This is a genomic window from Mesorhizobium sp. M0106, assembly GCF_040322715.1.
Lineage (GTDB): Bacteria > Pseudomonadota > Alphaproteobacteria > Rhizobiales > Rhizobiaceae > Mesorhizobium.
The window spans coordinates 115,995-140,659 of the sequence record NZ_JAMYUA010000008.1 but is presented as its reverse complement, the minus strand read 5'-3'; the positions used below and the strand labels follow the sequence as shown (position 1 = coordinate 140,659).

27 protein-coding genes are annotated in these 24,665 nt (G+C 62.5%); 15 read left to right on the top strand and 12 right to left on the bottom strand.

Annotation, left to right across the window (positions count from 1 at the left end):
- Window positions 1–4 precede the first annotated feature (4 nt).
- Entirely contained in the window at window positions 5–355 is a 351-nt protein-coding gene (locus NKJ55_RS10855) for an antitoxin Xre/MbcA/ParS toxin-binding domain-containing protein (RefSeq protein WP_502898868.1), read from the top strand.
- Window positions 356–409: 54 nt separating this feature from the next.
- Here NKJ55_RS10855 and NKJ55_RS10850 read toward each other — a convergent pair whose 3' ends face one another.
- The 4 genes from NKJ55_RS10850 to NKJ55_RS10835 form a co-directional block, all read right to left on the bottom strand.
- Window positions 410–799 (bottom strand): type II toxin-antitoxin system VapC family toxin, encoded by a 390-nt coding sequence (locus tag NKJ55_RS10850; RefSeq protein WP_352449890.1) that lies wholly within the window; start codon window positions 797–799, stop codon window positions 410–412.
- Window positions 786–1,061 (bottom strand): AbrB/MazE/SpoVT family DNA-binding domain-containing protein, encoded by a 276-nt coding sequence (locus tag NKJ55_RS10845; protein WP_352449889.1) that lies wholly within the window; start codon window positions 1,059–1,061, stop codon window positions 786–788. The genes NKJ55_RS10850 and NKJ55_RS10845 overlap by 14 nt, the downstream gene beginning before the upstream one ends.
- A 151-nt stretch (window positions 1,062–1,212) precedes the next feature.
- Window positions 1,213–2,625, bottom strand: a complete 1,413-nt coding sequence (tldD, locus tag NKJ55_RS10840) for a metalloprotease TldD (protein ID WP_352449888.1) — start codon at window positions 2,623–2,625, stop codon at window positions 1,213–1,215.
- Window positions 2,626–2,753: 128 nt separating this feature from the next.
- Window positions 2,754–3,278 carry an invasion associated locus B family protein gene (locus NKJ55_RS10835; protein WP_352449887.1) on the bottom strand — a complete coding sequence of 175 codons (525 nt, stop codon included), beginning with the start codon at window positions 3,276–3,278 and terminating at the stop codon, window positions 2,754–2,756.
- A 372-nt stretch (window positions 3,279–3,650) separates the two neighbouring features.
- Between NKJ55_RS10835 and coxB the strand changes: the two genes are divergently transcribed.
- From coxB to rnhA, 11 genes are all read left to right on the top strand, one after another.
- A complete protein-coding gene (gene coxB / locus NKJ55_RS10830) occupies window positions 3,651–4,529 on the top strand; it encodes a cytochrome c oxidase subunit II (protein ID WP_352449886.1) in 879 nt (292 codons plus the stop codon).
- 38 nt (window positions 4,530–4,567) lie between these two features.
- Window positions 4,568–6,220, top strand: a complete 1,653-nt coding sequence (gene ctaD / locus NKJ55_RS10825; RefSeq protein ID WP_031211058.1) for a cytochrome c oxidase subunit I — start codon at window positions 4,568–4,570, stop codon at window positions 6,218–6,220.
- Between the two features lie 76 nt (window positions 6,221–6,296).
- Window positions 6,297–7,241, top strand: coding sequence for a heme o synthase (locus tag NKJ55_RS10820; protein WP_352449885.1), 945 nt, complete (start codon window positions 6,297–6,299; stop codon window positions 7,239–7,241).
- On the top strand, window positions 7,238–7,405 hold the full coding sequence (locus NKJ55_RS10815) for a cytochrome c oxidase system small membrane protein (RefSeq protein WP_023674135.1): 168 nt from the start codon (window positions 7,238–7,240) through the stop codon (window positions 7,403–7,405). Before NKJ55_RS10820 ends, NKJ55_RS10815 begins: the two co-directional genes overlap by 4 nt.
- Before the next feature lie 7 nt (window positions 7,406–7,412).
- Entirely contained in the window at window positions 7,413–8,045 is a 633-nt protein-coding gene (locus NKJ55_RS10810) for a cytochrome c oxidase assembly protein (RefSeq protein WP_352449884.1), read from the top strand.
- 1 nt (window position 8,046) lies between these two features.
- On the top strand, window positions 8,047–8,928 hold the full coding sequence (locus NKJ55_RS10805) for a cytochrome c oxidase subunit 3 (protein WP_352449883.1): 882 nt from the start codon (window positions 8,047–8,049) through the stop codon (window positions 8,926–8,928).
- Window positions 8,929–9,010: 82 nt separating this feature from the next.
- The gene (locus tag NKJ55_RS10800; protein ID WP_352449882.1) at window positions 9,011–9,397 is read left to right on the top strand and encodes a DUF983 domain-containing protein; all 387 of its coding nucleotides are present in this window, start codon (window positions 9,011–9,013) and stop codon (window positions 9,395–9,397) included.
- The gene (locus tag NKJ55_RS10795) at window positions 9,394–10,149 is read left to right on the top strand and encodes an SURF1 family protein (protein WP_352449881.1); all 756 of its coding nucleotides are present in this window, start codon (window positions 9,394–9,396) and stop codon (window positions 10,147–10,149) included. Before NKJ55_RS10800 ends, NKJ55_RS10795 begins: the two co-directional genes overlap by 4 nt.
- Window positions 10,150–10,256: 107 nt before the next feature.
- Window positions 10,257–11,261, top strand: coding sequence for a 4-hydroxy-3-methylbut-2-enyl diphosphate reductase (gene ispH / locus NKJ55_RS10790; RefSeq protein ID WP_352449880.1), 1,005 nt, complete (start codon window positions 10,257–10,259; stop codon window positions 11,259–11,261).
- Between the two features lie 5 nt (window positions 11,262–11,266).
- The gene (locus NKJ55_RS10785) at window positions 11,267–12,229 is read left to right on the top strand and encodes a homoserine kinase (protein ID WP_352449879.1); all 963 of its coding nucleotides are present in this window, start codon (window positions 11,267–11,269) and stop codon (window positions 12,227–12,229) included.
- On the top strand, window positions 12,226–12,765 hold the full coding sequence (gene rnhA, locus NKJ55_RS10780; protein WP_352449878.1) for a ribonuclease HI: 540 nt from the start codon (window positions 12,226–12,228) through the stop codon (window positions 12,763–12,765). The genes NKJ55_RS10785 and rnhA overlap by 4 nt, the downstream gene beginning before the upstream one ends.
- Window positions 12,766–12,783: 18 nt before the next feature.
- Here the strand turns inward: rnhA and NKJ55_RS10775 are convergent, their stop codons facing one another.
- From NKJ55_RS10775 to NKJ55_RS10765, 3 genes are all read right to left on the bottom strand, one after another.
- Window positions 12,784–13,263, bottom strand: coding sequence for a DUF2938 domain-containing protein (locus tag NKJ55_RS10775; RefSeq protein WP_352449877.1), 480 nt, complete (start codon window positions 13,261–13,263; stop codon window positions 12,784–12,786).
- Window positions 13,264–13,409: 146 nt separating this feature from the next.
- On the bottom strand, window positions 13,410–13,910 hold the full coding sequence (locus NKJ55_RS10770; protein WP_352449876.1) for a peroxiredoxin: 501 nt from the start codon (window positions 13,908–13,910) through the stop codon (window positions 13,410–13,412).
- 82 nt (window positions 13,911–13,992) lie between these two features.
- Complete coding sequence (locus tag NKJ55_RS10765; RefSeq protein WP_352449875.1) at window positions 13,993–14,799, bottom strand: protein-disulfide reductase DsbD domain-containing protein; 807 nt, start codon at window positions 14,797–14,799, stop codon at window positions 13,993–13,995.
- A 147-nt stretch (window positions 14,800–14,946) separates the two neighbouring features.
- Here NKJ55_RS10765 and NKJ55_RS10760 point away from each other — a divergent pair, with 147 nt between their 5' ends.
- Window positions 14,947–15,555 carry a YqgE/AlgH family protein gene (locus tag NKJ55_RS10760; protein WP_031211061.1) on the top strand — a complete coding sequence of 203 codons (609 nt, stop codon included), beginning with the start codon at window positions 14,947–14,949 and terminating at the stop codon, window positions 15,553–15,555.
- 23 nt (window positions 15,556–15,578) lie between these two features.
- On the opposite strand, the gene NKJ55_RS10755 is transcribed toward NKJ55_RS10760, so the two are convergent.
- From NKJ55_RS10755 to thrC, 4 genes are read right to left on the bottom strand one after another with little or no spacing between them, the layout of a single operon-like run.
- The gene (locus tag NKJ55_RS10755) at window positions 15,579–18,467 is read right to left on the bottom strand and encodes an EAL domain-containing protein (RefSeq protein WP_352449874.1); all 2,889 of its coding nucleotides are present in this window, start codon (window positions 18,465–18,467) and stop codon (window positions 15,579–15,581) included.
- Window positions 18,468–18,469: 2 nt separating this feature from the next.
- Window positions 18,470–19,066, bottom strand: coding sequence for a GNAT family N-acetyltransferase (locus NKJ55_RS10750; RefSeq protein WP_352449873.1), 597 nt, complete (start codon window positions 19,064–19,066; stop codon window positions 18,470–18,472).
- Between the two features lie 15 nt (window positions 19,067–19,081).
- Window positions 19,082–20,374 carry a M16 family metallopeptidase gene (locus NKJ55_RS10745; RefSeq protein ID WP_352449872.1) on the bottom strand — a complete coding sequence of 431 codons (1,293 nt, stop codon included), beginning with the start codon at window positions 20,372–20,374 and terminating at the stop codon, window positions 19,082–19,084.
- Between the two features lie 14 nt (window positions 20,375–20,388).
- Complete coding sequence (thrC, locus tag NKJ55_RS10740) at window positions 20,389–21,786, bottom strand: threonine synthase (protein WP_352449871.1); 1,398 nt, start codon at window positions 21,784–21,786, stop codon at window positions 20,389–20,391.
- Between the two features lie 128 nt (window positions 21,787–21,914).
- Between thrC and NKJ55_RS10735 the strand changes: the two genes are divergently transcribed.
- A complete protein-coding gene (locus tag NKJ55_RS10735) occupies window positions 21,915–22,613 on the top strand; it encodes a hypothetical protein (protein ID WP_023674152.1) in 699 nt (232 codons plus the stop codon).
- A 38-nt stretch (window positions 22,614–22,651) separates the two neighbouring features.
- Here the strand turns inward: NKJ55_RS10735 and NKJ55_RS10730 are convergent, their stop codons facing one another.
- Window positions 22,652–23,341, bottom strand: a complete 690-nt coding sequence (locus NKJ55_RS10730) for an HAD family hydrolase (protein ID WP_023674153.1) — start codon at window positions 23,339–23,341, stop codon at window positions 22,652–22,654.
- 179 nt (window positions 23,342–23,520) lie between these two features.
- Between NKJ55_RS10730 and NKJ55_RS10725 the strand changes: the two genes are divergently transcribed.
- The gene (locus NKJ55_RS10725; RefSeq protein ID WP_352449870.1) at window positions 23,521–24,654 is read left to right on the top strand and encodes a site-specific DNA-methyltransferase; all 1,134 of its coding nucleotides are present in this window, start codon (window positions 23,521–23,523) and stop codon (window positions 24,652–24,654) included.
- Window positions 24,655–24,665: the final 11 nt, after the last annotated feature.

The window sequence follows — 24,665 nt, the reverse complement described above, 5'->3', positions numbered from 1 at the left end:
CGAAATTTCGCCATCGTGCTTCGGCGAGGAGCGGGCGCCGTTTCTCTCGCCAAGGCGGGTCGCTGAACTGCTAGGGGTCAATACGACAGAACTGGCGGGGCTGACCGGTCTCGCGCGCAACACGCTTGCCGCCGAGTCCGGTGCGCGCAAGGTCGACGCCGCATTGAGTCCCATCGTCCGTATCCTGGCGATGGCCGGCGAGATGGCCGGTGATGAACATCGTGCGGCGATCTGGTTCAAGCATCAGCCGATCCCCGGTTGGGCCGGAAAGACCGCCTACGATCTGGTTCGCGAAGGCAAGACGGACAAGGTGCTTGCCTATCTGGAGGCAGTCCGCTCCGGCATCTATGCCTGAAACCAGGCTGACCCTGTGGCGCGCTTTTGTGCCGCGCTGGGCCGCTGTGAGCTGCTATGCTTCTTGCACGCGTTCGTATCCGGCCGCCTTCGCGGCCCTGAAGAACTTGCGGTCAAAAGTCGCGAAGCCAGCGCAGTGAGCGGACTTGCCCAGATGCAGCGCATCAGCGAAATCCAACCCCTGTTCCGAGAGGTCGAGCGCGGACGACACGACCGCCCCGTCTTCCACCTCTACCGTGGGAAGCCCGCTAAACACCCGTAGCGTACGGGCGATTTCAAGCGGCGCAAAACCGTAGGCGCTGCGCAACACCCATTCGACTTCCAGCATCACCGTGACGGCGACAAAGACCGGCTGGCTATCGATCAGCGCCCGGGCGCGGGAAGACTGCGACGGGTGATCGCCCGTCAGGTAGCGGACGATCAGGTTGGTATCAATTGCGAGCATGGCGCCGCCGCGCTTCGGCGAGCACGCCCGCGTCCATTTCCTCCAACGTCTTCGGCCTGCCACTATAGCGCAGCGATCCAAACACGTCCTCTGGCCGTGTCTCGGCGAAGACTGGCGCAGGCTTCAGTAGCACGCCCTCCGGGGTATCCTCGACCAGAAGGCGTGTGCCGGCATGCCATTCCCTCCGTTTCCGGATCGCGCTGGGCAGGATGACCTGTCCCTTGGTCGAGACCGTAGTTACGAGCTTCTTTGCGGCAGCCATCTCGGCACGTCCTTAGGTGTAAGGCGAATGTAAGATAGTCGAAGCTCTCCGCAAATTCAAGGCGCACGCTACTCCAACTTGAAGCGATGACAAGGCAGTGGGCGGCGGGGATTGGTTGTTCCGGAGCGGCGATAATTCGGCGTCAACTCCATCAAACCCTGGTGCCGCCGACTGTCATCTGGTTCATCCTGAGATGCGGCTGGCCGACGCCGACCGGCACGCCCTGTCCGGCCTTGCCGCACATGCCGATGCCGGTGTCGAGCTTCATGTCGTTGCCGATCATCGCCACACGATGCATGGCATCCGGCCCGTTGCCGATCAGCATGGCGCCCTTGATCGGTTGCGTCACCTTGCCGTTCTCGATCATGTAGGCTTCGGTGCAGCCGAACACGAACTTGCCCGAAGTGATGTCAACCTGGCCGCCACCGAACGACACGGCATAGATGCCGTTCTTGACCGAGGCGATGATCTCGTCCGGCTCCATGTCGCCCGCTGTCATGTAGGTGTTGGTCATGCGCGGCATAGGCTCGTGCGCGTAACCTTGGCGTCGCCCGTTGCCGGTGGCTTTCATGCCCATCAGCCGGGCGTTCTGGCGGTCCTGCATGTAGCCGACCAGCTTGCCATCGTCGATCAGCACGTTATGGGCCGATGGCGTGCCCTCATCGTCGACGGTAAGCGAGCCACGCCGCTCGGGCAGGGTGCCGTCGTCAACGACGGTGACGCCTTTCGCCGCCACCTGCTGGCCAAGCAGGCCGGCAAAGGCCGACGTCTTCTTGCGGTTGAAATCGCCCTCCAGCCCGTGGCCGACGGCCTCGTGCAACATGACGCCCGGCCAGCCGCTCGACAGCACGATGTCGAAAGTGCCGGCAGGTGCTGGAACCGCTTCGAGATTGACCAGCGCTTGCCGCAATGCCTCCTTGGCCGCGTGCCGCCAGTTGTCCTCGATCAGGAATTCACCAAAATCCTTGCGGCCTCCCATGCCGTAGGAGCCGCTCTCCTGGCGGTCGCCGTCGCCGACCACCACCGACACGTTGATCCTGACCAGCGGACGGATGTCGCGCACCATCTGGCCGTCGGCGCGCATGATCTCGACATGCTGCCAGGAGGCGGCGAGCGACGCCGTCACCTGCCTGACGCGCGGATCCTCGGCCCGCAGCCATGCATCGATTTCCTGAAGCAGCTTGGCCTTGGCCTCGAAGGAAGGCGAGGGGATAGGGTTTCCGTCGCCGTAGAGGTGGCGGTTGGTGCGGGCAGGCGCTGCGGCAAGCGTGCCGGAATAGCCGCTCTTCACCGTCGAAACGGCATCGGCGGCGCGCAGCAGCGAGGCTTCGGAGAGATCGCTGGAATGGGCGTAGCCGCTGGCTTCGCCGGCGACGGCGCGCAGGCCGAAACCCTGGTCGGTGTTGAAATTCGCGGTCTTCAGCTTGCCATTGTCGAACATCAGCGATTCGCTTTCGCTATATTCGAGAAACAGTTCGCCGTCGTCGGCGCCGTTAATAGTCTCGGCAACGATCTGCTTGATGCGATCGTCGGAAATGTCAAATTGGCCGATCAGGCTGTTCATGGCAGGTCCATTCGCAGGAGGATTGTTTCCCACGATGTAGGCGCGAAGGCCCGCACAGACAATCTGAAATGAGATTTGCCGTGACCTCGGCCGGTCAACATCACTGGATCGTGCTACAAGACCCAGGCTCAAGGCAGGGCGGCGAAGCCGTCGGCGAAACCCTTGAGGTCGACGGGAATGCCGATGCCCTCTTCCGGCGTCTGGAAGACGATGAAGGTGGCGGACGTACCAGTCTTCAGCGTGTCGAGCAGCGGCTTTTCCAGGATGACCTCGGCATAGCAGCCGTCCTGGAAACAGCGCACGAAATAGGCGCGGCCGATATCCTTGCCGTCGACATTGAGGCCGAGGCCGTTCGGCAACAGCACGCCGAGCGGCGCCAGCACACGCAGGATTTCGGCCTTGTTGTCGGCTGTGCGCAGCACGACGACGGAAAGACCCATTTCCGGACGGTCCTCGGCGACGACGTTCTGCATCATCACGCATTGTTCGGATGTAGCACCGGCGGGCGTATCGCAGATGATCGACCACGCCCCATGCGTTGACTTCACCGTGCCGCTTGGCTGCGCGGCATTGGCCAGGCCGGCACCGGACAAGCCTATTGCGGCGGCAACAAAGATGACCTTCGCCAAGGTTCTCGAAAGCCAAGGGTTCATGACGGCTCCATTGCGAATCACGGCACTTTAAGCCGCACTAAACCCAAGTAAAGGACGAGACCCCGGCGATCTGCCCCGACACAGGCGACAATGCGCTTTTCAGTGCCAATTTCGCCCTAATTGCGACGGCTCCGCACGCCGCGCGGCTCATTCTACCCGGATGCCGCTCTGGTGATTCGCGGCGAGCCGTCACCGCACGAAGCCAGCGCCGCGCTTGCGCGCAAAAATGCCGCACGGGTTCCGGCGCTCCTTTCTTGCGGAGGCAAATGGAGTATGGTTTGAACCAGCCTTGAATTGTCCGGGATTCCCGTCCCGGCCATTGTTCGACATTCTTGCGGTCCGATCGCGAGGAACTGGGAGATGACGAGGGCGATGAAAAAATTCCTGGCAACCGCCAAAATCGTAGCTAGTGCCGCCGCCACGTTGTTTGCCGCTGCATCCGCTCATGCAGCCCAGCCCCAACCTTGGGAAACCAGTTTTCAGCCTCCGGCGACCGACATTATGCGGCAGATCGAGTGGTTCGGGAACTACTCGTTCGCGTTCATCATTGTGATCACCGCCTTGGTGCTTTTCCTGATTGCCTACTGCATTTTGCGGTTCCGGGCGAGCGTCAACCCGACGCCGTCGCGCACCAGCCACAACACGCTGATCGAGGTCATCTGGACTGTCGGTCCCGTCGTCATCCTGCTCTGTCTCGCCATTCCCTCGTTCCAGCTGCTGACCGCGCAATACACGCCGCCGGAAGAAGCCAAGCTGACCGTCAAGGCGACCGGCAATCAGTGGAACTGGGACTACGAATACCAGGTCGACAACACGCTTTCCTTTAATTCCGCGATCCTTCAGGATGCTGACAGGGCTGCTGCCGGCAAGGAAGATCGCGCCGCGTATCCGCGCCTGCTCGCCGTCGACAATGAGATGGTGGTGCCGGTCAGCACCATGACCCGCGTGCTGGTGACGGCGACCGACGTCATTCACGCCTTTGCCATGCCGTCCTTCGGCATCAAGACCGACGCGGTGCCGGGCCGCATCAACGAGGTCTGGTTCAAGGCCGACAAGGAAGGCCTCTATTACGGCCAGTGCTCGGAACTCTGCGGCAAGGACCACGCCTTCATGCCGATCGCCATTCGCGTCGTCTCCGATGCACAATACAAGACCTGGCTGGCGGCAGCCAAAACCGACCTTCCCGGCGCCAACAAGGCGCTGATGGCCGAGGTCGATGGCACGAACAAGGTAGCGGCCGCCGGCAATTGATGCCGCGACCAGAAAAGATTCAGGGAACGGAGCCGACCATGGCGCACGCTGCAGCTCACGACGACCACGACCACAAGCCGTATCATGGCTGGGTCCGGTGGGTGTATTCGACCAACCACAAGGACATCGGCACGCTTTATCTGATCTTCGCGATCATGGCGGGCTGCATCGGTGGCGCCTTGTCGGTCGTCATGCGCATGGAATTGCAGGAGCCGGGCATCCAGATATTCACTGGCCTGGCGCAGATGGTCTACGGCATGAATGGCGACGCCGCCATCGACGGGGGCAAGAGCATGTACAATGCTTTCACCACCGCGCATGCGCTGATCATGATCTTCTTCATGGTGATGCCGGCGCTGATCGGCGGCTTTGCCAACTGGATGGTGCCGATCATGATCGGCGCGCCGGATATGGCCTTCCCGCGCATGAACAACGTCTCGTTCTGGCTGCTGCCGCCGGCTTTCATCCTGCTGATTTTCTCGGCCTTCGTCCCGAGTGCGCCCGGCGCCTACGGCGTCGGCGGCGGCTGGACGCTTTATCCGCCATTGTCGACATCGGGCCAGCCCGGACCGGCCATGGACCTGGCGATCCTGTCAATCCACATCGCCGGCGCCTCCTCGATTCTTGGCGCCATCAACTTCATCACCACCATCTTCAACATGCGCGCGCCCGGCATGACCATGCACAAGATGCCGCTTTTCGCCTGGTCTGTGCTGATTACCGCCTTCCTGCTGCTTCTGTCGCTTCCGGTGTTGGCCGGCGGCATCACCATGCTGTTGACCGACCGCAATTTCGGCACCACCTTCTTCGCCCCGGACGGTGGCGGTGATCCGATCCTGTTCCAGCACCTGTTCTGGTTCTTCGGCCATCCGGAGGTCTACATTCTGATCCTGCCGGGTTTCGGTATCATCAGCCATATCATCTCGACCTTTTCGAGGAAGCCGGTGTTTGGCTATCTCGGCATGGCCTATGCGATGGTTGCCATCGGCGCGGTGGGCTTCATCGTCTGGGCCCACCACATGTACACGACGGGCCTGTCGCTCGATACCCAGCGCTATTTCGTCTTCGCCACCATGGTCATCGCGGTGCCGACGGGTGTGAAGATCTTCTCGTGGATCGCCACTATGTGGGGCGGGTCGATTTCGCTCAAGACCCCGATGCTGTGGGCGATCGGCTTCATCTTCCTGTTCACTGTTGGCGGCGTCACCGGTGTGCAGTTGGCCAATGCCGGCCTCGACCGCCCGCTGCACGATACCTATTTCGTGGTCGCGCACTTCCACTACGTGCTGTCGCTGGGCGCGGTCTTCGCCATCTTCGCCGGCTGGTACTACTGGTTCCCGAAAATGACCGGCTACATGTATTCGCCGGTGATCGCCAACACCCACTTCTGGGTCACTTTCGTCGGCGTCAACCTGGTCTTTTTCCCGCAGCACTTCCTCGGCCTTTCCGGTATGCCGCGTCGCTATATCGACTATCCGGATGCCTTCGCCGGCTGGAATATGGTGTCGTCCTACGGCTCGTACATCTCGGCTGTCGGCGTCGTCATCTTCCTGTTCGGCGTCTTCGAGGCGTTCCAGAAGAAGCGGGTCGCCGGCGCCAATCCTTGGGGCGAGGGTGCGACCACGCTGGAATGGCAGCTGCCTTCGCCGCCGCCGTTCCACCAGTGGGAACAGTTGCCGAAGATCAAGTAGGCGGTTGCCTCCTTTAATACGGAACCGCCGGCCGGCCGGCGGTTTTGGCCAACGGAATGATGGACTTTAAATACGCATGGCCCTTGCCGAAGACAGACTGATTGACGAGCCGGGCTTCCGCATGTCGGAAGCGACGGCGGGCGATTTCTTCGCCCTGCTGAAGCCGCGCGTCATGTCGCTGGTGGTGTTCACTGCGTTTGTCGGCATGGTCGCCGCTCCGGTGACCATCAATCCGCTGCTGGCGGTGATCGCGATCCTGGCTATCGCCATCGGCGCCGGCGCCTCCGGTGCGCTCAACATGTGGTATGACGCAGACATCGATGCGGTGATGACGCGCACCGCCGGCCGTCCCGTGCCGGCCGGCCGTATCCGGCCAGGCGAGGCATTGAGTTTCGGGCTGGTGCTGTCGGTTCTGTCGGTGATGACGCTCGGCGTGCTGGTCAACTGGTTGGCAGCATCGCTTCTGGCCTTCACGATCTTTTTCTATGCCGTCATCTATACGATGTGGCTGAAGCGCTGGACGCCGCAGAACATCGTCATCGGCGGGGCTGCCGGTGCCATTCCGCCGGTCATAGGCTGGGCGGCGGTAACCGGATCGGTCAGCCTCGAAAGCTTGGTGCTGTTCCTGGTCATCTTCCTGTGGACGCCGCCACATTTCTGGGCGCTCGCGCTGTTCAAGTCGGAGGACTACGCCAAGGCAGGCATTCCGATGATGCCGAATGTCGCCGGCCAGGCCTCGACCAGACGCCAGATCTTTGCCTATGCGCTGGTCCTCGCGCCGGTTGGCGTGCTGCCCTGGGTTCTCGGCTTCACCACGCCGGTCTATGGCATCGTTGCACTGCTGCTCGGCGCCGGCTTCGTCTGGTATGCGTGGAAGGTGCTGCAAATGGCCGATGACGACCGGGCGATGAAGCCGGCCAAGGCCTTGTTCGGCTATTCGCTGCTCTATCTCTTCGCCATCTTCGCCGCCTACCTTGGCGATTGTGTCGTCGCGCGCGCGCTGACCATTGGTGGAGCATGAGCATGGCCGAAAAGAAGCTTGAACTGGTCACGTTGACCGAACGTCAGCAGAAGGCCCGCCGCAATCGCTCGGCCGCAATCGGTTTCGCGCTGGCGGCGCTGGTCGTCATATTCTACGTCGCGACCATCGTGAAATTTGGTCACAGTTTCCCCGGCTCGATGTGAGCTCACAATGACCAGGCAAACAGTCACCGATCCTAAGAAGAAGAATACGAACCGTGTCGTCGCCGGCGTCTGCATCGCGTTCTTCGGCGGCATGATCGGCATGGCCTACGCCGCGGTGCCGCTCTACGCGATGTTCTGCCAGGCGACAGGCTACGGCGGCACCGTCAAACGGGCGACCCAGCAATATGCCGATCGGGTGCTCGATCGCGACATCACCATCCGCTTCGACGCCAACACCGCCGGCGTTCCCTGGCAATTCCAGCCGGTCGCCCGCTCGATCACCATCAAGATCGGCGAAACCGCCGAGGCGCATTTCAGCGCGACCAACAAATTCAACCGTCCCATCACTGGACGTGCCACCTTCAACGTGCAGCCGGAACTGGCCGGACCTTACTTCAACAAGGTCGAGTGTTTCTGCTTCACCGACACGACGCTGAAGCCGGGCGAGACACTGGACATGCCGGTCGTCTTCTATGTCGATCCCGACATCGTCAACGCGCCGGAATTGAAGGATCTGACGACGATTACCCTGTCCTACACGATGTTCCCGGTCGACAAGACCAAGCCGGTCGCATCATCGGTGCCGGCCGACGGCCGCCGCAACAAGATTTCAGATACCGAAGCAAGCCTCGGGGGTTGATATGGCAGACGCACACGCAAAACCACAACATGACTACCACCTCGTCGACCCGAGCCCGTGGCCGTTCCTGGGCTCCGTCGGGGCGCTGGTGACCGCGTTCGGCGGCGTCTGTTACATGCAATACCTCAAGGGCGGCGATTTCCCGATCTTCGGTTTCAATGTCGCCAATCCATGGCTGTTCTTCATCGGCCTGCTGATCGTCATCTACACGATGTTCGCCTGGTGGTCGGATACGATCAAGGAAGCGCATGAGGGACACCACACCCGTGTCGTGTCGCTGCATCTGCGCTACGGCATGATCATGTTCATCGCCTCCGAGGTGATGTTCTTCGTCGCCTGGTTCTGGGCCTTCTTCGACGCCAGCCTGTTTCCGGGCGAGGTCCATCAATACGCCCGTACTGCCTTCACCGGCGGCGTCTGGCCACCCAAGGGCCTCGAAGTTCTCGACCCTTTCCATCTGCCGCTCTACAACACCGTCATCCTGCTTCTGTCGGGTACCACGGTGACCTGGGCGCACCACTCGCTCATCCACGGCGACCGCAAGGGCCTGATCAATGGCTTGGTGCTGACCGTCGGCCTCGGCATGCTGTTCACGATGGTGCAGGCCTACGAGTACATGCACGCGCCGTTCGGCTTCAGGGATTCGATCTACGGCGCCACCTTCTTCATGGCGACCGGCTTCCATGGTTTCCACGTCATCATCGGCACGATCTTCCTGTTGGTCTGCCTGATCCGCGCCATAAAGGGCGATTTCACGCCCAAGCAGCATTTCGGCTTCGAGGCCGCCGCCTGGTACTGGCACTTCGTGGACGTGGTGTGGCTGTTCCTGTTTGCCTCGATCTACGTCTGGGCATCGAACGGCGCGATGATCGAACCGCACTGAGATCGAACTGAGGAAATCGACAAGGCGGCTGCGGCGACGTGGCCGCCTTATCTTTTGCGGCAAATGCTCCTAGGATGATCCCATGAGCGACGACAAGGCGATCTGGCCACCAATCGATCCGATCTCGGCCGGCTTGCATGGCCGCTGCCCCCGCTGTGGCGAGGGCAAGCTGTTCTCCGGGTTCCTCACGGTCGGCAATCGCTGCAGCAATTGCGGCCTCGATTATTCTTTCGCCGATGCTGGTGACGGGCCGGCGGTGTTCGTTATCCTGATCATCGGCTTCATCGTCGTCGGCCTGGCGTTGTGGATGGAGGTGACGCTCAATCCACCGCTTTGGCTGCATCTGCTGCTGTGGATTCCGCTGACGCTGGTGCTTTGCCTGGCGGCGCTCCGGCTGATCAAGGGCGTGCTGCTGACGCTGCAATACCGCAACAAGGCGGCCGAGGGCCGGCTGGACCGCGGCGAATGAGCGAGGCATCAGGTTCGGTGGCCGGCCGGTCGTGGCCCAAGCGCGCATTGGCGCTCGGCCTGGGTATCGTCGTGTTTTTGATCCTGCTGGCGCTCGGCACCTGGCAGCTTCAGCGCCTGCACTGGAAAGAGGGCCTTCTCCAGACGATCGACCAGCGCACGCATTCGGCGCCTGTGCCATTGGCCGAGCTCGAAAAGCGGTTTGCTGCCGCCGGCGACGTGGACTACACGCCGGTGATAGTGACCGGCATTTTCCTGCATCGAGGCGAGCGGCATTTCCTCGCCACCTGGGAAGGCCAGTCCGGTTTCGACGTCTTCACGCCGCTACAGCTCGACGATGGCCGTTTCGTGCTGATCAACCGCGGCTTCGTGCCTTACGATTTCAAGGATCCAGGCAAGCGGCCGCAGGGGCAGGTAACGGGCAAAATGACGGTGACGGGGCTCGCCCGCAACCCGCTGCCGGCCAAGCCCTCGATGATGCTTCCCGACAATGATCCGCAGAAGAATATCTTCTACTGGAAAGATCGTGACGCGATGGCCTCGAGCGCCGGCCTGCCGACAGGTGCGGCGCTGGTGCCGATCTTCATCGATGCGAACGCCACGCCCAACCCCGGCGGGCTGCCAGTTGGCGGTGTCACCGTCATCGACCTGCCGAACAGCCATCTGCAATATGCGATAACCTGGTACGGCCTTGCCGCCGCCCTTGCCGGCGTCCTGATCTCCTGGCTCCGCCGCCCGGCGAAAGACCAATGATCGCCGCCACTACCCTTGACAGGGCAGGGCCGCGCACCTCATTTCGCGCCTTGAGCTCAGAAGTCATAGTCCGATCAACCGGCCTACAATCAGCGTAAGATACAATCATGCTTCAGACCAAGCCGTCGCTGACCATCCGGCTCTGCCAGCCCCGCGGTTTCTGTGCGGGCGTTGACCGTGCCATCCAGATCGTCGTGCTGGCGCTGAAGAAATACGGTGCGCCGGTTTATGTCCGCCACGAGATCGTGCACAACCGCTACGTCGTCGAAGGGCTGCAAAGCCTCGGCGCGGTGTTCATCGAGGAGCTCTCCGAGATCCCGCCCGAGCATCGCCAGAGCCCGGTCGTCTTTTCGGCGCATGGCGTGCCGAAATCGGTGCCGGCCGACGCCCAGTCCCGCAACCTGTTCTATCTCGATGCGACTTGCCCGCTGGTTTCGAAAGTCCATAAGCAGGCGATGCGCCATCAGCGGCTTGGCCGCCACGTGCTCTTGATCGGCCATGCCGGGCATCCGGAGGTGATCGGCACAATGGGCCAGTTGCCGGACGGCGCGGTCACTCTGATCGAGACCGAGGCCGACGCCGCAAGCTTCGTGCCCGCAGACCCGCAAGCGCTCGGCTTCGTCACCCAGACGACGCTGTCGGTCGAGGACACCGCCGGTATCATCCGCGCCCTGCAGCAGCGTTTTCCCGAGCTGCACGCGCCGGCGGCGGAATCGATCTGTTACGCCACCACCAATCGCCAGGAAGCGGTCAAGGAAACAGCGGCCGGCGCCGATCTCTTCCTGGTTGTCGGCGCACCTAACTCCTCCAACTCGCGGCGCCTGGTCGAAGTGGCCGAGCGCGCCGGCGCCTCGATGTCGCTTCTCGTGCAGCGCGCCTCCGAAATTCCGTGGAATGAGATTGCCGGCATTTCGACGCTCGGCCTGTCGGCGGGCGCCTCGGCGCCGGAGATCATCGTCGACGAGATCGTCGATGCGTTCAGGCAGCGCTTCGACGTGACCATCGAGCTGGCCGTGACGGCGACGGAGACGGAGGACTTTCCGGTGATGCGGGTGTTGCGCGATGTCGAACTGACGGCTGCCGACATGGCCTTCGTCAACGGGGCCGCGTAGCAACGATGGCGGTCTACACCGACGTCAACGAGGGCGATCTCGGCGCATTCCTCAGGAACTATCCGGTCGGCGACCTCTTGTCCTACAAGGGCATCGCCGAAGGCACCGAAAACTCGAATTTTCTGCTGCACACCAGCAGCGGCTCCTACATACTGACGCTTTACGAGAAGCGCGTCGACAAGGCTGACCTGCCGTTCTTTCTCGGCCTTATGGCCCACCTCGCCAGAAAGGGCATTTCGTGCCCACTCCCGGTCACCGCACATGATGGCGGTGTGATCGGAACACTTGCCGGCCGGCCGGCGGTCATCATCACCTTTCTCGAAGGCCTGTCGCTGCGGCGGCCGACGGCTGCGCATTGCGGCGAGGTCGGCAAGGCGCTGGCGGCACTGCATCTCGCCGGCGCGGATTTTCCGATGACCCGCCCCAACGCCCTTGCCATCGATGGCTGGCGCAAGCTGTGGAATGCCGCCCGCGCCCGCGCCGACGAGGTCGAGCCGGGACTGGCGGCCGAGGTCGATGCCGATTTCGCCGATTTCGAGCGGAACTGGCCGAACGGTCTGCCGCAAGGCATCATCCATGCCGATCTTTTCCCGGACAATGTGTTCTTCCTCGGCGAGAAACTGTCCGGGCTGATCGACTTCTATTTCGCCTGCAACGACCTCTACGCCTATGACGTTGCCACGTGCCTGAACGCCTGGTGCTTCGAGAAGGATTTTTCCTTCAATCTGACCAAGGGCACGGCACTGCTTGCCGGCTACCAAAGCGTGCGGCCGTTGAGCAGTGACGAGAAAGCTGCGCTGCCGATGCTGGCGCGCGGCTCGGCGCTGCGCTTCATGCTGACCCGGCTCTACGACTGGCTGACGGTCCCGGACGGCGGGCTGGTGATGAAACGCGACCCGACCGAGTATATCCGCCGGATGCGCTTCCACCGGGCGATCAACTCTCCTTCCGAATATGGACTGACATGACCAAGCGCGTTGAAATCTTCACCGATGGTGCCTGTTCGGGCAATCCGGGGCCTGGCGGCTGGGGCGCAATCCTGCGCTTCAACGGCGCAATCAAGGAGCTCCATGGTGGCGAGGCTCTGACCACCAACAACCGCATGGAGTTGTTGGCGGCCATCTCGGCGCTCAATGCGCTCAAGGAGCCCTGCGCCGTCGATCTTTATACCGACAGCAACTATGTCAAGGACGGTATTTTCAGCTGGATCGACGGCTGGAAGCGCAACGGCTGGAAGACGGCCGCCAGGCAGCCGGTGAAGAATGCCGAGCTGTGGCAGCAGCTCGACGCTGCGCGCAACCGCCACCAGGTCACCTGGCATTGGGTCAAGGGCCATGCCGGCCATCCTGAGAACGAGCGCGCCGACGAATTGGCGCGGCTCGGCATGGCGCCATTCAAGACGAAGTCGGCGAAACCCGTGCTCGCGTCCGTGCCGCCGAAGGAAGGCACCCAGTCCAGGCAATCGGCGGCCAAGAAGGTTCGGCGCTCGACCCAGAGTTATTGATCCGGTTGAACTGGCGTGTCAGCGGATCAGAAGGGCGGTGCCGAACAGTCCGATGGCAAACACCGTATGCGACACAAGATTGAGGGCGCGGACCTGCATCGGATTGGGCCGCTTCGAAGCGGCCCAGCCGGCGCCCATGCCGGGCGCCAGCAGAAACCACCCGGCGCCGACGGTGATGATGCCGAGCATAAAAGCCGGCAGGAAGGTCGGCGCGGTGAGCCAGGCCGTTCCGGCCAGCACGACCAGTATGACGCCGTAGACGATGCCGACAGCATAATGAAAGGCCCAGCCAAGTACTGATTCATGCGGGTAGGGCGAGGCCTCGCCAATGTCGTCATGGAAGACCTTGCCTTCCCTGAGATGCCAGACCCAGCGGCCGACCAGCCCCCAGTTCGGCCGCGGTTGAGCAAACACCTTGCTCAGGAAAATCGCCCAGACATCCATAAGCGCGGTTGCGCCGATGCCGATCGCGACGCTGCGCCAGACGATGTCAGACATAATCGAGGTCCCCAAAAGCAAGCAGTCCCAAAGGGCCGACGCATGGCCCTGAAAACCGGGTCGGCTTTCGGAAGGATCATGCGCCGATGCAAAGGCAGCATCCTTTCGACGCGCAGCGCTCGAAGGCGACCGCCGCCGTCCCTGGCCTATGCTGTCGCCAAGACGGAAAGCTGTCCGAGAATGTGAGCAGCGCCGGATTCGTCGACGCCGGGCTTTGTCTCGACATTGAGCGCGGTGACCTTGCCGTCATCGACGATCATCGAAAAACGCTTCGAGCGTAGCCCCATGCCGCCGCCGGAGAGGTCGGCGTCGAGGCCGACCGATTTGGCGAAATCGCCATTGCCATCGGCAAGATAAAGGATTTTGCCTTCACCGCCGCTGAAGCGGGCCCAGGCCCCCATGACGTGAACATCGTTGACCGAGACGACGGCGATAGTGTCGACGCCGCGCGCCAGGATGGCGTTGTAATTGTCCAGATAGCCGGGCAGATGATTGTTGCTGCAGGTCGGCGTGAAGGCGCCTGGAACGCCAAACAGCACGACCTTCTTTCCTGAGAATAGCTCGCCCGTCGTTATCGGCTTTGCACCGTCGGCGGTCATTGTCTTGAAGGTCGCATCGGGCAGTTTGTCGCCAACGGAGATCGTCATGATGGTCCTCGCTTGGAAATGGAAGGGAGTGTCCTTGCGATAGCGAATTAAGGCGCGCCCGGCAACCGTCCAGACGTTGGCATCACGGGAATGGCAACAGGCCTTCGACCGCGCCTGCGGCACTTGTCAGTGTGTAGTGCAGGCCGCCATCGGTTGGCGTTGTCGACGGCCTGTCGAGGATCGGCACCGTAAAGATCAGCTTGCCATCCTTTTCGCTGCGTGCCGGGGCACCGAACATGTAGTCGCGTTCGCCGGCAACGAAGAGGTCGGCGCCCTCGGGGCTGCCCGGAAAGCTCGCTTCGACAATCAGCGTTTCGTGGTCGCCCGGCAGTACGTTTATGCCGAAATCGGGCGTTGCCGTGGCGGGCAGGGTGGCAAGGCCTGCCTTGACCAGTGCCGCGTCCCCGGCGTTGTCCGGATCGGCGCCGGGATCGACGGTCAGCCTTGTCTGCACCGGGATGCAGATGGTTTCGCAGATGCCGAGGAAAATGTCCGCATCGATGACGGCCGGCTGGCCGGGCGCGGCAAGCGTGAACGTCACCGGCAACGAAACCGGGTGGTCGTAGCCGGCCCATTTGCCATAGCCGTCGTCATGGCGCTGCGGCGGCGGAAACGAAAGCGTCGCGTCGGCAATGTTGGTGCTGGCCGAGACGTCGATCTGTGGCGGCACGCCCGCATCGCCCGGATCGCGCCAATAGGTCTTCCAGCCGGGCTTCAGCGCAATGTCAAGGACGCCCTGGAGACGCCCGGCCTCGTCGGCCTTGCCGCTCGTCACCAGCCGCACCCTGCCGCCTTCGCTATTGTACCAGGCCGATGAGGAGGCTGAGGCGGGGAGGCCGGTCGCCGATCCAATGGCCACGCTAAGCAGCAGGATTTTCAAGCTTTGCATGGCGATGATTTGATCGTCTGTTGATGGCCACACAATGATTTCATGACGCCGCCGGCATCATATTTGCGTGACCTTCGGCTTTTGAGCCTGATCAAATCGGGCGCCGCCCATCTTTTCGACGCCCCGGAAACGCGTTACGCTGTGGCCATGGATTTGTTGCGCCATAAAAGGACGGCCGCAGGACCCGGCTTTCTCGACGATCAGTTCCTGATTGCCATGCCCGGCATGAAGGACGACCGCTTCACACGCTCCGTCATCTACATTTGCGCGCACAGCGACGAAGGCGCGATGGGGCTGATCATCAACCAGACGCAGCAGATGCTGTTTCCGGACCTGCTCGTGCAACTCGGCATCATGAACGAGCTGGAGGCAATTCGCCTGCCGCCGCCGGCGCGCGACTTCGTCGTGCGCAATGGCGGACCGGTGGATCGCAGCCGCGGCTTCGTTCTGCATTCGGGCGACTACCGGGTGGAATCCTCGCTCGCCGTGTCCGACGATGTCTGTCTGACCGCGACCGTCGACATATTGCGCGCGATCTCCTCCGGCCGCGGACCCCGGCGGGCGCTGATGGCGCTCGGCTATGCCGGCTGGGGTGCGGGCCAGCTTGAAAACGAGATCGTCGAGAATGGCTGGCTGACTTGCCCGGCAAGTGCCGAGCTTCTGTTCGACGCCGACATCGATCGCAAATATGACCGGATCCTCGCCTCGATCGGCATCGATCTCGCGCATCTCAGCCTGGCTGCCGGTCACGCCTGAACCTCATTACGTCCTGAAACTTGTCACGCTTGGGTCAACGGATACTGTTCCTTCAGCGTCTTCAGCACCTGGTCGCCCGGCATCGGCGCGCCGAACATGAAGCTCTGCACGTATTCGCAGCCCATCTGCCGCAACTCGAGCGCATCGCTCTCGTCCGAAATGCCTTCGGCGACAACCGACAGGCCGAGTTCATGCGCCATGTTGACCATGGATTTGAGCAGCACCGCACGTTTCGGCGTCGCGTCGTCGACGAAGCTCTTGTCGATCTTGATAGTGTCGAACGGAAAGCGCGTCAGATAGGCCAGCGATGAATAGCCGGTGCCGAAATCATCCAGCGACAGGCCGATGCCAAGCTGCTTCAGCTTGGTCAGCACATGGGCGGTCTGCTCGGGATTGTCCATCACCAGCGATTCGGTGAGTTCGAGCCGGAAGCAGCGCGGTTTCAGGTTGGCTCGCGCGATCACCGAGCGGACGTCGCTGACCAGGTCGCGGCGGATGAGCTGACGGCTGGACAGATTGACCGAGACCGACAGCGGCGCATCGCCGATCTGCTTTTGCCATCCCGCCAGGTCTTCGGCAGCCTGTTGCATGGCGAACAGCCCAAGCTGCACGATCAGGCCGCAGTTTTCGGCGACCGGAATGAAATCAGCCGGCGGGATCATGCCGCGACGCGGATGGTCCCAGCGCAGCAGCGCTTCGAAGCCTGCGACGCTGCCGTCCTCCAGCCGCACGATCGGCTGGTAGGCAAGCGTGAATTCGCGTCGTTCGATGGCGCGGCGCAGATCGGACTCGAACTGCAGCCGGTCGGTGCCGACGGTGCGGAAGGCGGGACGGAATGGCTCGATCCGGTCGCCGCCGAAGCGCTTGGCCTGATGCATGGCAAGCTCGGCATCCTTGACCATGTCCTCGGCTGAGGTCTGCGTGGCGGTCCAGGTGATCAGCCCGATCGAGGCGGTCAGCACGATCTCGCGCTTGGCGAAGGTGATCGGGTTGTTGATGGCGTGCTTGATGGCATCGGCAATGCCCGCGATGCGAGCCGGATCCTGCTCCGACAAAAGCATCAGCGCGAACTGGTCGCCGGCAAAGCGCGACAGCGAATCCTTCGGCTTGAGCAGCCGGTGCAGCCGCCGCGCGATGGTCAAAAGGATGGTATCGCCGGCCGAGATGCCGAGCCCGTCATTGACCTGCTTGAAGCGGTCGATGTCGATGACGAAGACGGTCGGGCGCACCTTCTCTTCGGTGCGGGCGATCGAAATGATCGCCTCCAGCCGGTTCATGAACAACTCGCGGTTGGGCAGGCCGGTGAGATTGTCATGTACGGCGTCATGCAGCAGCCGTTCCTCGGACTTCTTCTGCTCCGTCACGTCGACCATGGTGCCGACGCAGCGGATGACCTCGCCGTCCGAGCCGATCACCGGCCGGGCGCGCAGCGAAAACCAGTGATAGTGCCCGTCGGCGCCGCGCAGGCGGAAGTTTTGCGACACCCGGCCGCGCCGGTGCTCGAGCACCACGTCGAGCGTCGTGCGAAACGTGTCGCGGTCGTCGGCATGCAGCACCGGCAGCCAGTTGCGGGCGGGCCCGCCGAGACTGTTGGGGGCAAGACCGAGCTGAATGCTGACGTCGGGACGAGTGACGACGCGGTCGCGCAGCACGTCCCAGTCCCACACAGTATCGCCCGATCCGGCAACCGCCAGCGCCTGCCGCTCAAGGTCGGAGAACAGGCCCTGATGCAGCGCGCCGCCGGCAAAAGCGTGCTGCATCACGGTGAAGCCGATCAGCAGGATGATGAGGATCAGCCCACCGCCCAGCGCCGGCTGAGCGATATCGTTGTCCAGCATGCCGGTGATTGCCATCCACGATCCGCATAGCCACAGCAGAACCATCACCCAACTGGGCACCAACATGATCGCGCGGTCGTAACCGCGGATACCGAGGAAGATGATCAGGCCGAGCCCGGTCAGCGCGGTGGCGGCGAAGGACAGCCTGGCAATGCCGGCGGCAACCGCCGGATCGATGATGGCGACACCGGCGATCAGCACCAGCCCGAGAATCCAGACCAGTGCGCCGTAGCTGAAATGGCCGTGCCACCGGTTGAGGTTGAGATAGGCAAACAGGAACACCACGAAGGTCGCCGCAAGCGCCACCTCCGTTCCGGCGCGCCACATCTGCTCATTGCCCGGTGAGATTTCTATGATCTTGTTGAGAAAGCCGAAATCGACGCAGATATAGGCAAGCACCGCCCACGCTAGGGCCGCCGTTGCTGGGAACATCGAGGTCCCCTTGACGACGAAAAGAATGGTCAGGAACAGCGCCAGTAGGCCGGCGATGCCGATGACGATGCCACGAAACAGCGTGTAGGAATTGACCGAGTCCTTGTAGGATTCAGGGTCCCACAGATAGACCTGCGGCAGCTTGGGCGAGGCGAGCTCGGCGATGAAGGTAATCACCGTTCCCGGGTTCAGTGTGACCCGGAACACGTCGGCGTCGGGGCTGGTCTGGCGGTCGAGCGCAAAGCCTTCGCTGGGCGTGATCGCGGCGATACGGGTCGAGCCGAGATCCGGCCAGAACAGGCCGGAATTCACCAGCCGGAAATGCGGTGCGACAATCAGCCTGTCGAGCTGCTGGTCGGTGGTATTAGCGAGCGCGAACACCGCCCAGTCACCGGTCGAGCGCGCATCATTTGCCTCGACCTCGATGCGCCGCACGATGCCGTCCGGGCCTGGCGCGGTCGACACCTGAAAATTCTCGCCCTGGTTCCGGTAGATCAAGACGGCCCCCGAAAGATCGAGCGCAACGTCGTCGCGGGCGATCTTGATCGGTTCTACGGCAAAGGCCGAGGACGCCGCGCAGAGCGTGACGATTGCCGCCAGCATAAAGGCAAGCAGCGACCCGTTGCGCAGAAAATTCGTCAAAATCAGCCCTTTGTTCCAACGCCCGGCGGATCGTCCGCGATTCGGGCGTATAGGTAATGGTCCTGCCAGATGCCGTTGATCCTGAGATAAGATCGTAGCAGTCCTTCGCGCCGGAATCCGGCTTTTTCAAGCACGCGGATCGACCGGGCGTTATCGGGGATACAGGCAGCTTCGATCCGGTGCAATCGCAGCGTTTCGAAGGCGAAACGCGTCACCACTTTGACGGCATCGGTCATCAGCCCGCGTCCGCTGAAGCGCTCGCCGATCCAGTAGCCGATATGGCCGCTTTGGGCGACCCCGTGGCGGATATTGCCGAGGGTGATACCGCCGGCCAGCTTGCCGCTGCTTTTCTCGAAGATGAAGAAGGCGATCGCCGTCCCCTGCGCGTAGTCCTCGCGGTAGCGCCCGATACGATGCCGCCACGCCGTGCGGTCGAGTTCGTCAGGGGTCCATCGCGGCTCCCACGGCTCAAGAAAAGCGCGGCTTTCACTGCGCAGCACCGACCACTCGCGATAGTCGTTGGTCAGCGGTACGCGCAGCGTGACAAGCTCGCCCTTCAGTGCCGGCAGGTCGCGGCGAAAGAAAGGGAGCGCGAACACGACGCTCGAATAGGCTTAGACGGCAAGCTTACGGGCAGTGGTCTGCGTGCCCGAAAGCGAATCGAGGATGGCCTCATAGGGCGCGAGCGTACCCACCGGCCCGACGGCTGTAAGCGTCGGCTTGGTCGAAAAAAGCCGGGACGACAGATCCGTCAGCCGCTCGACAGTCAACGCCGCCAGCCGCTCCATCAGCTCTTCCTTGGCGATCGGCCTGCCGAACAGAAGCAACTGCCTGGCGATCTGCGAGGCGCGGCTGGCCGGGCTCTCGGCCGACATGATCAGCCCGGCGCGGTATTGGGCACGCGCCCGGTCGAGCTCCTCCTGCAGGATGTTTTCACCGGCCTTTTGCAGCTCGTCGATGATCACAGGCACCAGCTCGGCAATATCGCTTTGTCCGGTCGCCGCATGGACCCCGAAGACGCCGGTGTCGGAAAAACCCCAATGGAAGGCATAGACCGAATAGCACAGGCCGCGTTTTTCGCGGACTTCCTGGAAAAGTCGCGACGACATGCCGCCGCCCAGGATCATCGACAGGACCTGGGAGGCATAGAAATCGCGGACGTGATAGGCGCGGCCCTCGAAACCCAGCACGATCTGCGCGTCCATCAGGTCGCGGTCCTCGCGAAAATCGCCGCCGACATATTGCGCATATTGCGGGACGGTGCCGTCGGCCTTGCCGCGGAAGCTGCCGAGACGCTTTTCGACCTCCCGCACGAAATCGTCGTGCTTGATATCGCCGGCCGCCACCATCACCATGTTCTCGGCGCCGTACTGTCGTTCGATGAAGTCGTGCAGCTGCTTCGAAGTGAAGGATTTGACGGTTTCCGGCGTGCCAAGAATCGAGCGGCCGATAGTCTGGTGGCGGAAGGCGGTCTCGGTAAAGTGATCGAAAACGACGTCGTCGGGCGTATCGTGCGCGGCGCCGATCTCCTGCAGAATCACATGCTGCTCTCGTTCCAACTCCTGCGGATCGAATTCGGATTCCTGCAGGATGTCGGAAAGGATATCGACGGCCAGCGGCACGTCGTCGCTCAGAACCCTTGCATAATAGGAAGTCGTCTCGACGCTGGTGGCGGCATTGATCTCGCCGCCGACGTCCTCGATCTCCGAGGCAATCTCGAAGGCGCTTCGCCGCCTAGTGCCCTTGAAAGCCATGTGCTCGAGCAAGTGCGCCATTCCGTGCTCTTCGTCACGCTCGTTGCGTGCGCCCGACTTGACCCAGGCGCCAAGGGCAACAGATTCGAGGCTTGGAAGGGTTTCGGTGGCGACTGTCAGGCCGTTCGACAGACGGCTTACCTCAACACCCATATGGCAATTACTCCCTAACGCGCCGCCCGCGTGTGGCGGCCGAGATAATCTTCCATCATTTTCAGGTCGGATGGAAGTACCGTGTATTTTTCCTCGGCGCTCATCAACCCGCCTAGCCATGCAGGCAGGGCAGGCGACACGCCGCTGGCGGCTTCGACGGCGGCGGGAAACTTTGCCGGGTGCGCAGTGCCCAGCACCACCATCGGCACCTCACCCGCAGCCTTGCCGGCGGCCACATGCACGGCCGCGGCCGTATGCGGGTCGAGCAGATAGCCGCTCGCCGCAAGTGTGGTGCGGATGGTGGCGGCGACCTCGTCCATGGTGGCGCGGCCGGCGTCGAATTCGGAGCGGATCTTGGCGATTTCGCCGGCCTCGATGGTGAAGGCGCCGGACTGCTTGAGCCCGTTCATGTAGCGCCGCACGGTCGAGGCATCGCGGCCGGACGCTTCGAACAGCAAGCGTTCGAAGTTCGAAGACACCTGGATGTCCATCGAGGGCGACGTGGTCGAAAAGACCCCCTTCATGCGGTATTCGCCGGTCGCCAGCGTGCGCGCCAGAATATCGTTGTCGTTGGTGGCGATGATCAGCCGTTCGATCGGCAGCCCCATCTTCTTGGCGGCATAGCCGGCGAAGATGTCGCCGAAATTGCCGGTCGGCACGGTGAAGGAAACCGGCCTGTCGGGCGCGCCGAGCGACAGGCCGGACGAGAAATAATAGACGATCTGGGCCATGATGCGGGCCCAGTTGATCGAGTTGACGCCGGACAGCGATACCCGGTCGCGAAAACCGTGGTCGTTGAACATGGCCTTTACCAGGCCCTGGCAGTCGTCGAAATTGCCTTCGATCGCCAACGCATGGACGTTTGCGGCGGTCGAGGTCGTCATCTGCCGCTGCTGTACCGGCGAGACGCGGCCGTGCGGGAAAAGCACGAAGATGTCGGTGCGGTTGCGCCCGGCAAAGGCATCGATGGCGGCCCCTCCGGTGTCGCCGGAGGTGGCACCGACAATGGTGGCGCGCTGGTCGCGCTCGGCCAGCACATGGTCCATCAGCCGCGCAAGAAGCTGCATCGCCACGTCCTTGAACGCGAGCGTCGGGCCGTGGAACAGCTCCAGCACGAAGCTGTTCGGCCCGGTCTGCACCAGCGGGCAGACGGCCTCATGGCGGAAGGTCGCATAGGCTTCGCGCACCAGCCGTTCGAACACTGGCGCCGCGATCTCGCCGCCGAGGAACGGCGACAGCACACGGATGGCAAGATCGGGATAGGCAAGGCCGCGCATGGCGCCGATCTCGGCTGCGGAAAAATGCGGCCAGGCGCTCGGCAGGTAGAGCCCGCCGTCGCGCGCCAGTCCGGCCAGCACCGCGTCGGAAAATCCAAGCGCGGGCGCTTCCCCGCGGGTACTCACATATTGCATCGTCACGTTTCCATTGCTGCCGGGAATTTTCGCCCGCCGCGAGGTGGTGGATTTCTGCGCAGGCTCAGTCGCATTTTTGCCGCGCGGTTGATATACGTCACCGGCTTTGCGAGAGGGAAGTGCAGTTCATGGCGTTTCATTCATTCAACGGTCGTTTTGTCGCGGGTCTGGCGCTCGCCGGCTTTATGCTTGCCGCCGCAGGTTGCCAATCGAGCGACAATGGAATTCTCGGCTTCGGCAAAAAGGATACAACACCGCCACCGCCACCCGATCCCAAGGTGCTTTCCAGCCAGCTGCAGGCCTATTGCCCGAAAGTGACGTTGCGGGACGGCACCGCCTTCTTCAATACCTACGCCAAGAGCGGTCCGAAGCCGAAGAAAAAAACCGATGTTGCCGCCGAGGAAGCCGCCCAGCCGGCAGCGGACGCGGCTGGCGCCGATCAGCCGGACGATTCCGCCAAGATCATCTATCAGGCCTCGATCACCGATGTGACCCGCGACTGCAGCCGCGCCAACGGCTCCTTGTCGATGAAGATAGCCGTCGCCGGCAAGGTCGTGCCTGGCCCGATGTTCACCCCCGGGACCATCACCATGCCGATCCGCATCGCGGTGATGCACGGCACCGAAGTTCTCTATTCGCAGCTTCACTCCTATCAGGTCCAGGTTACTGATCCTTCGAGTGCCACGCAGTTCGTCTTCACCGATTCCAACGTCGTCGTTCCGGAGCCGACGGCGAAGGACTACCAGGCGTATGCCGGGTATGACGAGGGCGCTCCGAAAGTAGCGACAGACAAGCCGAGGAAGAAGAAAGCCGCCGCGACCAACTAAGCCGCTGCATTCGCGCCACGGCGGTTGGAGGCGGCCTCTCAGGCGTCCGCCGACCATTCCGACAGCGCGGCGATCACGCTTTTCAGTTCCGCCCAGCGGCGGATGACCGTTTCCGCGCCGGCCTCGGTCAGCGCATCGGCGTGGCCGGGATAGCTGTGCGCCGCGCCGGTGAAGCCGATGACGCGCATTCCCGCCGTCTTGGCGCCGGTGACGCCATGCACCGAATCCTCGATGACAAAGGTGTTCGCAGGATCGGCCTTGAGCTTTTCCGCGGCGAACCGAAACACGTCCGGCGCCGGCTTGGATTTCCCGGTCGGGGTTTCCAGCGAGGAAAAGATACGGCCGGCAAAGAACGGCAAAAGCTGCACCTTCTCCAGCATGAATTCGATTCGCTCCGAACGCGAATTCGAACAGACGCAGCGCGGCACTGCTACCGCGGCGACAGCCTCGTGCGCCCCGTCGATGGCACGCACGTCGCTGCGCAGCCGACGATCGACCAGCTGTTCCTCCTTGTCGATCAGCGAGGCCTGGAACGGGATCCGGGACTTTTCCTCGACCCGCATCATGATGTCCTTGAAAGTCAACCCGGCATAGACCTCGGAAATCTCCTCGGCCGATATCTCGTAGCCGGCCGAGGTCAACAGCTCGGCATCGATCCGCGCGGCGATGATTTCGGAATCGACGAGCACGCCGTCGCAATCGAAGATGACAAGGTCTGGCTGAGGCATGGTGATCCGGAAAGCGGGATGAGGGGAATGCCGAGGCCCTTTGGTCCAAACGGCTCAGGCGGCGCGGCATACACCAACAGGCCGTGCTTCGCAAATTCGGCGGGCTGCTTCACTGAATATTTACGCTGATCGGTAACCATAACGGACAGTAAACAGTAACGCGTGCCTTGGGTGTCACAATGTCTGCCGTGCGTCTTCTCGACGAGCTTTCCGATGCTCCCCAGCAATCCGAGTGGCTGGATACGATCCTGAAGGGCGACTGCGTCGCCGCGCTCGAACGGCTGCCGGAAAAGTCGATCGACGTGATCTTCGCCGATCCGCCCTATAATTTGCAGCTCGATGGCGATCTGCACCGGCCCGACCAATCCAAGGTCGATGCCGTCGACGACCATTGGGACCAGTTCGACAGTTTTGAGGCCTACGACGCCTTCACCCGCGCCTGGCTGCTGGCGGCGCGCCGTGTGTTGAAGCCCAACGGCACGATCTGGGTTATCGGCTCCTACCACAATATTTTCAGGGTCGGGGCAAAGATGCAGGACCTGGGCTTCTGGATCCTCAACGACGTCGTCTGGCGCAAGACCAATCCAATGCCCAATTTCCGTGGCCGCCGTTTCCAGAACGCGCATGAGACGATGATCTGGGCATCGCGCGACCAGAAGGGCAAGGGCTACACTTTCAACTACGAGGCGCTGAAGGCATCGAACGACGACGTCCAGATGCGCTCGGACTGGCTGTTTCCGATCTGCACCGGCGGCGAGCGCCTGAAGAACGACAATGGTGACAAATTGCATCCGACGCAGAAGCCGGAAGCGTTGCTTGCCCGCATCATGACGGCATCGACCAGGCCGGGCGACATCGTGCTCGACCCGTTCTTCGGTTCAGGAACCACCGGGGCTGTGGCCAAGCGGCTTGGCCGCCACTTCGTCGGCATCGAGCGCGAACAAACCTATATCGATGCCGCCATGGAACGTATCGATGCGGTCCGGCCGCTGGAAGGCGCCAACTTGACGGTACTGACCGGCAAGCGGGCTGAGCCGCGCGTCGCATTCGTCACGCTTCTCGACAATGGCTTGGTGGCGCCAGGCGCCACGCTCTACGACGCCAAGAAGCGCTGGGCGGCAAAAGTGCGCGCCGACGGCACGCTGGCCACCGGCGACAGTGCCGGGTCGATCCACAAGATCGGCGCCGAGGTGCAGGGGCTGGACGCCTGCAACGGATGGACCTTCTGGCATTATGAGCGCAGCGGCGGCCTGACCCCGATCGACGAGCTTCGCCGCATTGCTCGGCTAGGCATGGAGCGGGCGGGCGCCTGACGGCTTCCGAG

Bases quoted from the DNA above. Each gene is read 5' to 3' on its own strand.
- NKJ55_RS10850 (WP_352449890.1), bottom strand. From the start codon at position 799: ATGCTCGCAATTGATACCAACCTGATCGTCCGCTACCTGACGGGCGAT.
- NKJ55_RS10845 (WP_352449889.1), bottom strand. From the start codon at position 1,061: ATGGCTGCCGCAAAGAAGCTCGTAACTACGGTCTCGACCAAGGGACAG.
- tldD (WP_352449888.1), bottom strand. From the start codon at position 2,625: ATGAACAGCCTGATCGGCCAATTTGACATTTCCGACGATCGCATCAAG.
- NKJ55_RS10835 (WP_352449887.1), bottom strand. From the start codon at position 3,278: ATGAACCCTTGGCTTTCGAGAACCTTGGCGAAGGTCATCTTTGTTGCC.
- coxB (WP_352449886.1), top strand. From the start codon at position 3,651: ATGAAAAAATTCCTGGCAACCGCCAAAATCGTAGCTAGTGCCGCCGCC.
- ctaD (WP_031211058.1), top strand. From the start codon at position 4,568: ATGGCGCACGCTGCAGCTCACGACGACCACGACCACAAGCCGTATCAT.
- NKJ55_RS10820 (WP_352449885.1), top strand. From the start codon at position 6,297: ATGGCCCTTGCCGAAGACAGACTGATTGACGAGCCGGGCTTCCGCATG.
- NKJ55_RS10815 (WP_023674135.1), top strand. From the start codon at position 7,238: ATGAGCATGGCCGAAAAGAAGCTTGAACTGGTCACGTTGACCGAACGT.
- NKJ55_RS10810 (WP_352449884.1), top strand. From the start codon at position 7,413: ATGACCAGGCAAACAGTCACCGATCCTAAGAAGAAGAATACGAACCGT.
- NKJ55_RS10805 (WP_352449883.1), top strand. From the start codon at position 8,047: ATGGCAGACGCACACGCAAAACCACAACATGACTACCACCTCGTCGAC.
- NKJ55_RS10800 (WP_352449882.1), top strand. From the start codon at position 9,011: ATGAGCGACGACAAGGCGATCTGGCCACCAATCGATCCGATCTCGGCC.
- NKJ55_RS10795 (WP_352449881.1), top strand. From the start codon at position 9,394: ATGAGCGAGGCATCAGGTTCGGTGGCCGGCCGGTCGTGGCCCAAGCGC.
- ispH (WP_352449880.1), top strand. From the start codon at position 10,257: ATGCTTCAGACCAAGCCGTCGCTGACCATCCGGCTCTGCCAGCCCCGC.
- NKJ55_RS10785 (WP_352449879.1), top strand. From the start codon at position 11,267: ATGGCGGTCTACACCGACGTCAACGAGGGCGATCTCGGCGCATTCCTC.
- rnhA (WP_352449878.1), top strand. From the start codon at position 12,226: ATGACCAAGCGCGTTGAAATCTTCACCGATGGTGCCTGTTCGGGCAAT.
- NKJ55_RS10775 (WP_352449877.1), bottom strand. From the start codon at position 13,263: ATGTCTGACATCGTCTGGCGCAGCGTCGCGATCGGCATCGGCGCAACC.
- NKJ55_RS10770 (WP_352449876.1), bottom strand. From the start codon at position 13,910: ATGACGATCTCCGTTGGCGACAAACTGCCCGATGCGACCTTCAAGACA.
- NKJ55_RS10765 (WP_352449875.1), bottom strand. From the start codon at position 14,799: ATGCAAAGCTTGAAAATCCTGCTGCTTAGCGTGGCCATTGGATCGGCG.
- NKJ55_RS10760 (WP_031211061.1), top strand. From the start codon at position 14,947: ATGGATTTGTTGCGCCATAAAAGGACGGCCGCAGGACCCGGCTTTCTC.
- NKJ55_RS10745 (WP_352449872.1), bottom strand. From the start codon at position 20,374: ATGGGTGTTGAGGTAAGCCGTCTGTCGAACGGCCTGACAGTCGCCACC.
- thrC (WP_352449871.1), bottom strand. From the start codon at position 21,786: ATGCAATATGTGAGTACCCGCGGGGAAGCGCCCGCGCTTGGATTTTCC.
- NKJ55_RS10735 (WP_023674152.1), top strand. From the start codon at position 21,915: ATGGCGTTTCATTCATTCAACGGTCGTTTTGTCGCGGGTCTGGCGCTC.
- NKJ55_RS10730 (WP_023674153.1), bottom strand. From the start codon at position 23,341: ATGCCTCAGCCAGACCTTGTCATCTTCGATTGCGACGGCGTGCTCGTC.
- NKJ55_RS10725 (WP_352449870.1), top strand. From the start codon at position 23,521: ATGTCTGCCGTGCGTCTTCTCGACGAGCTTTCCGATGCTCCCCAGCAA.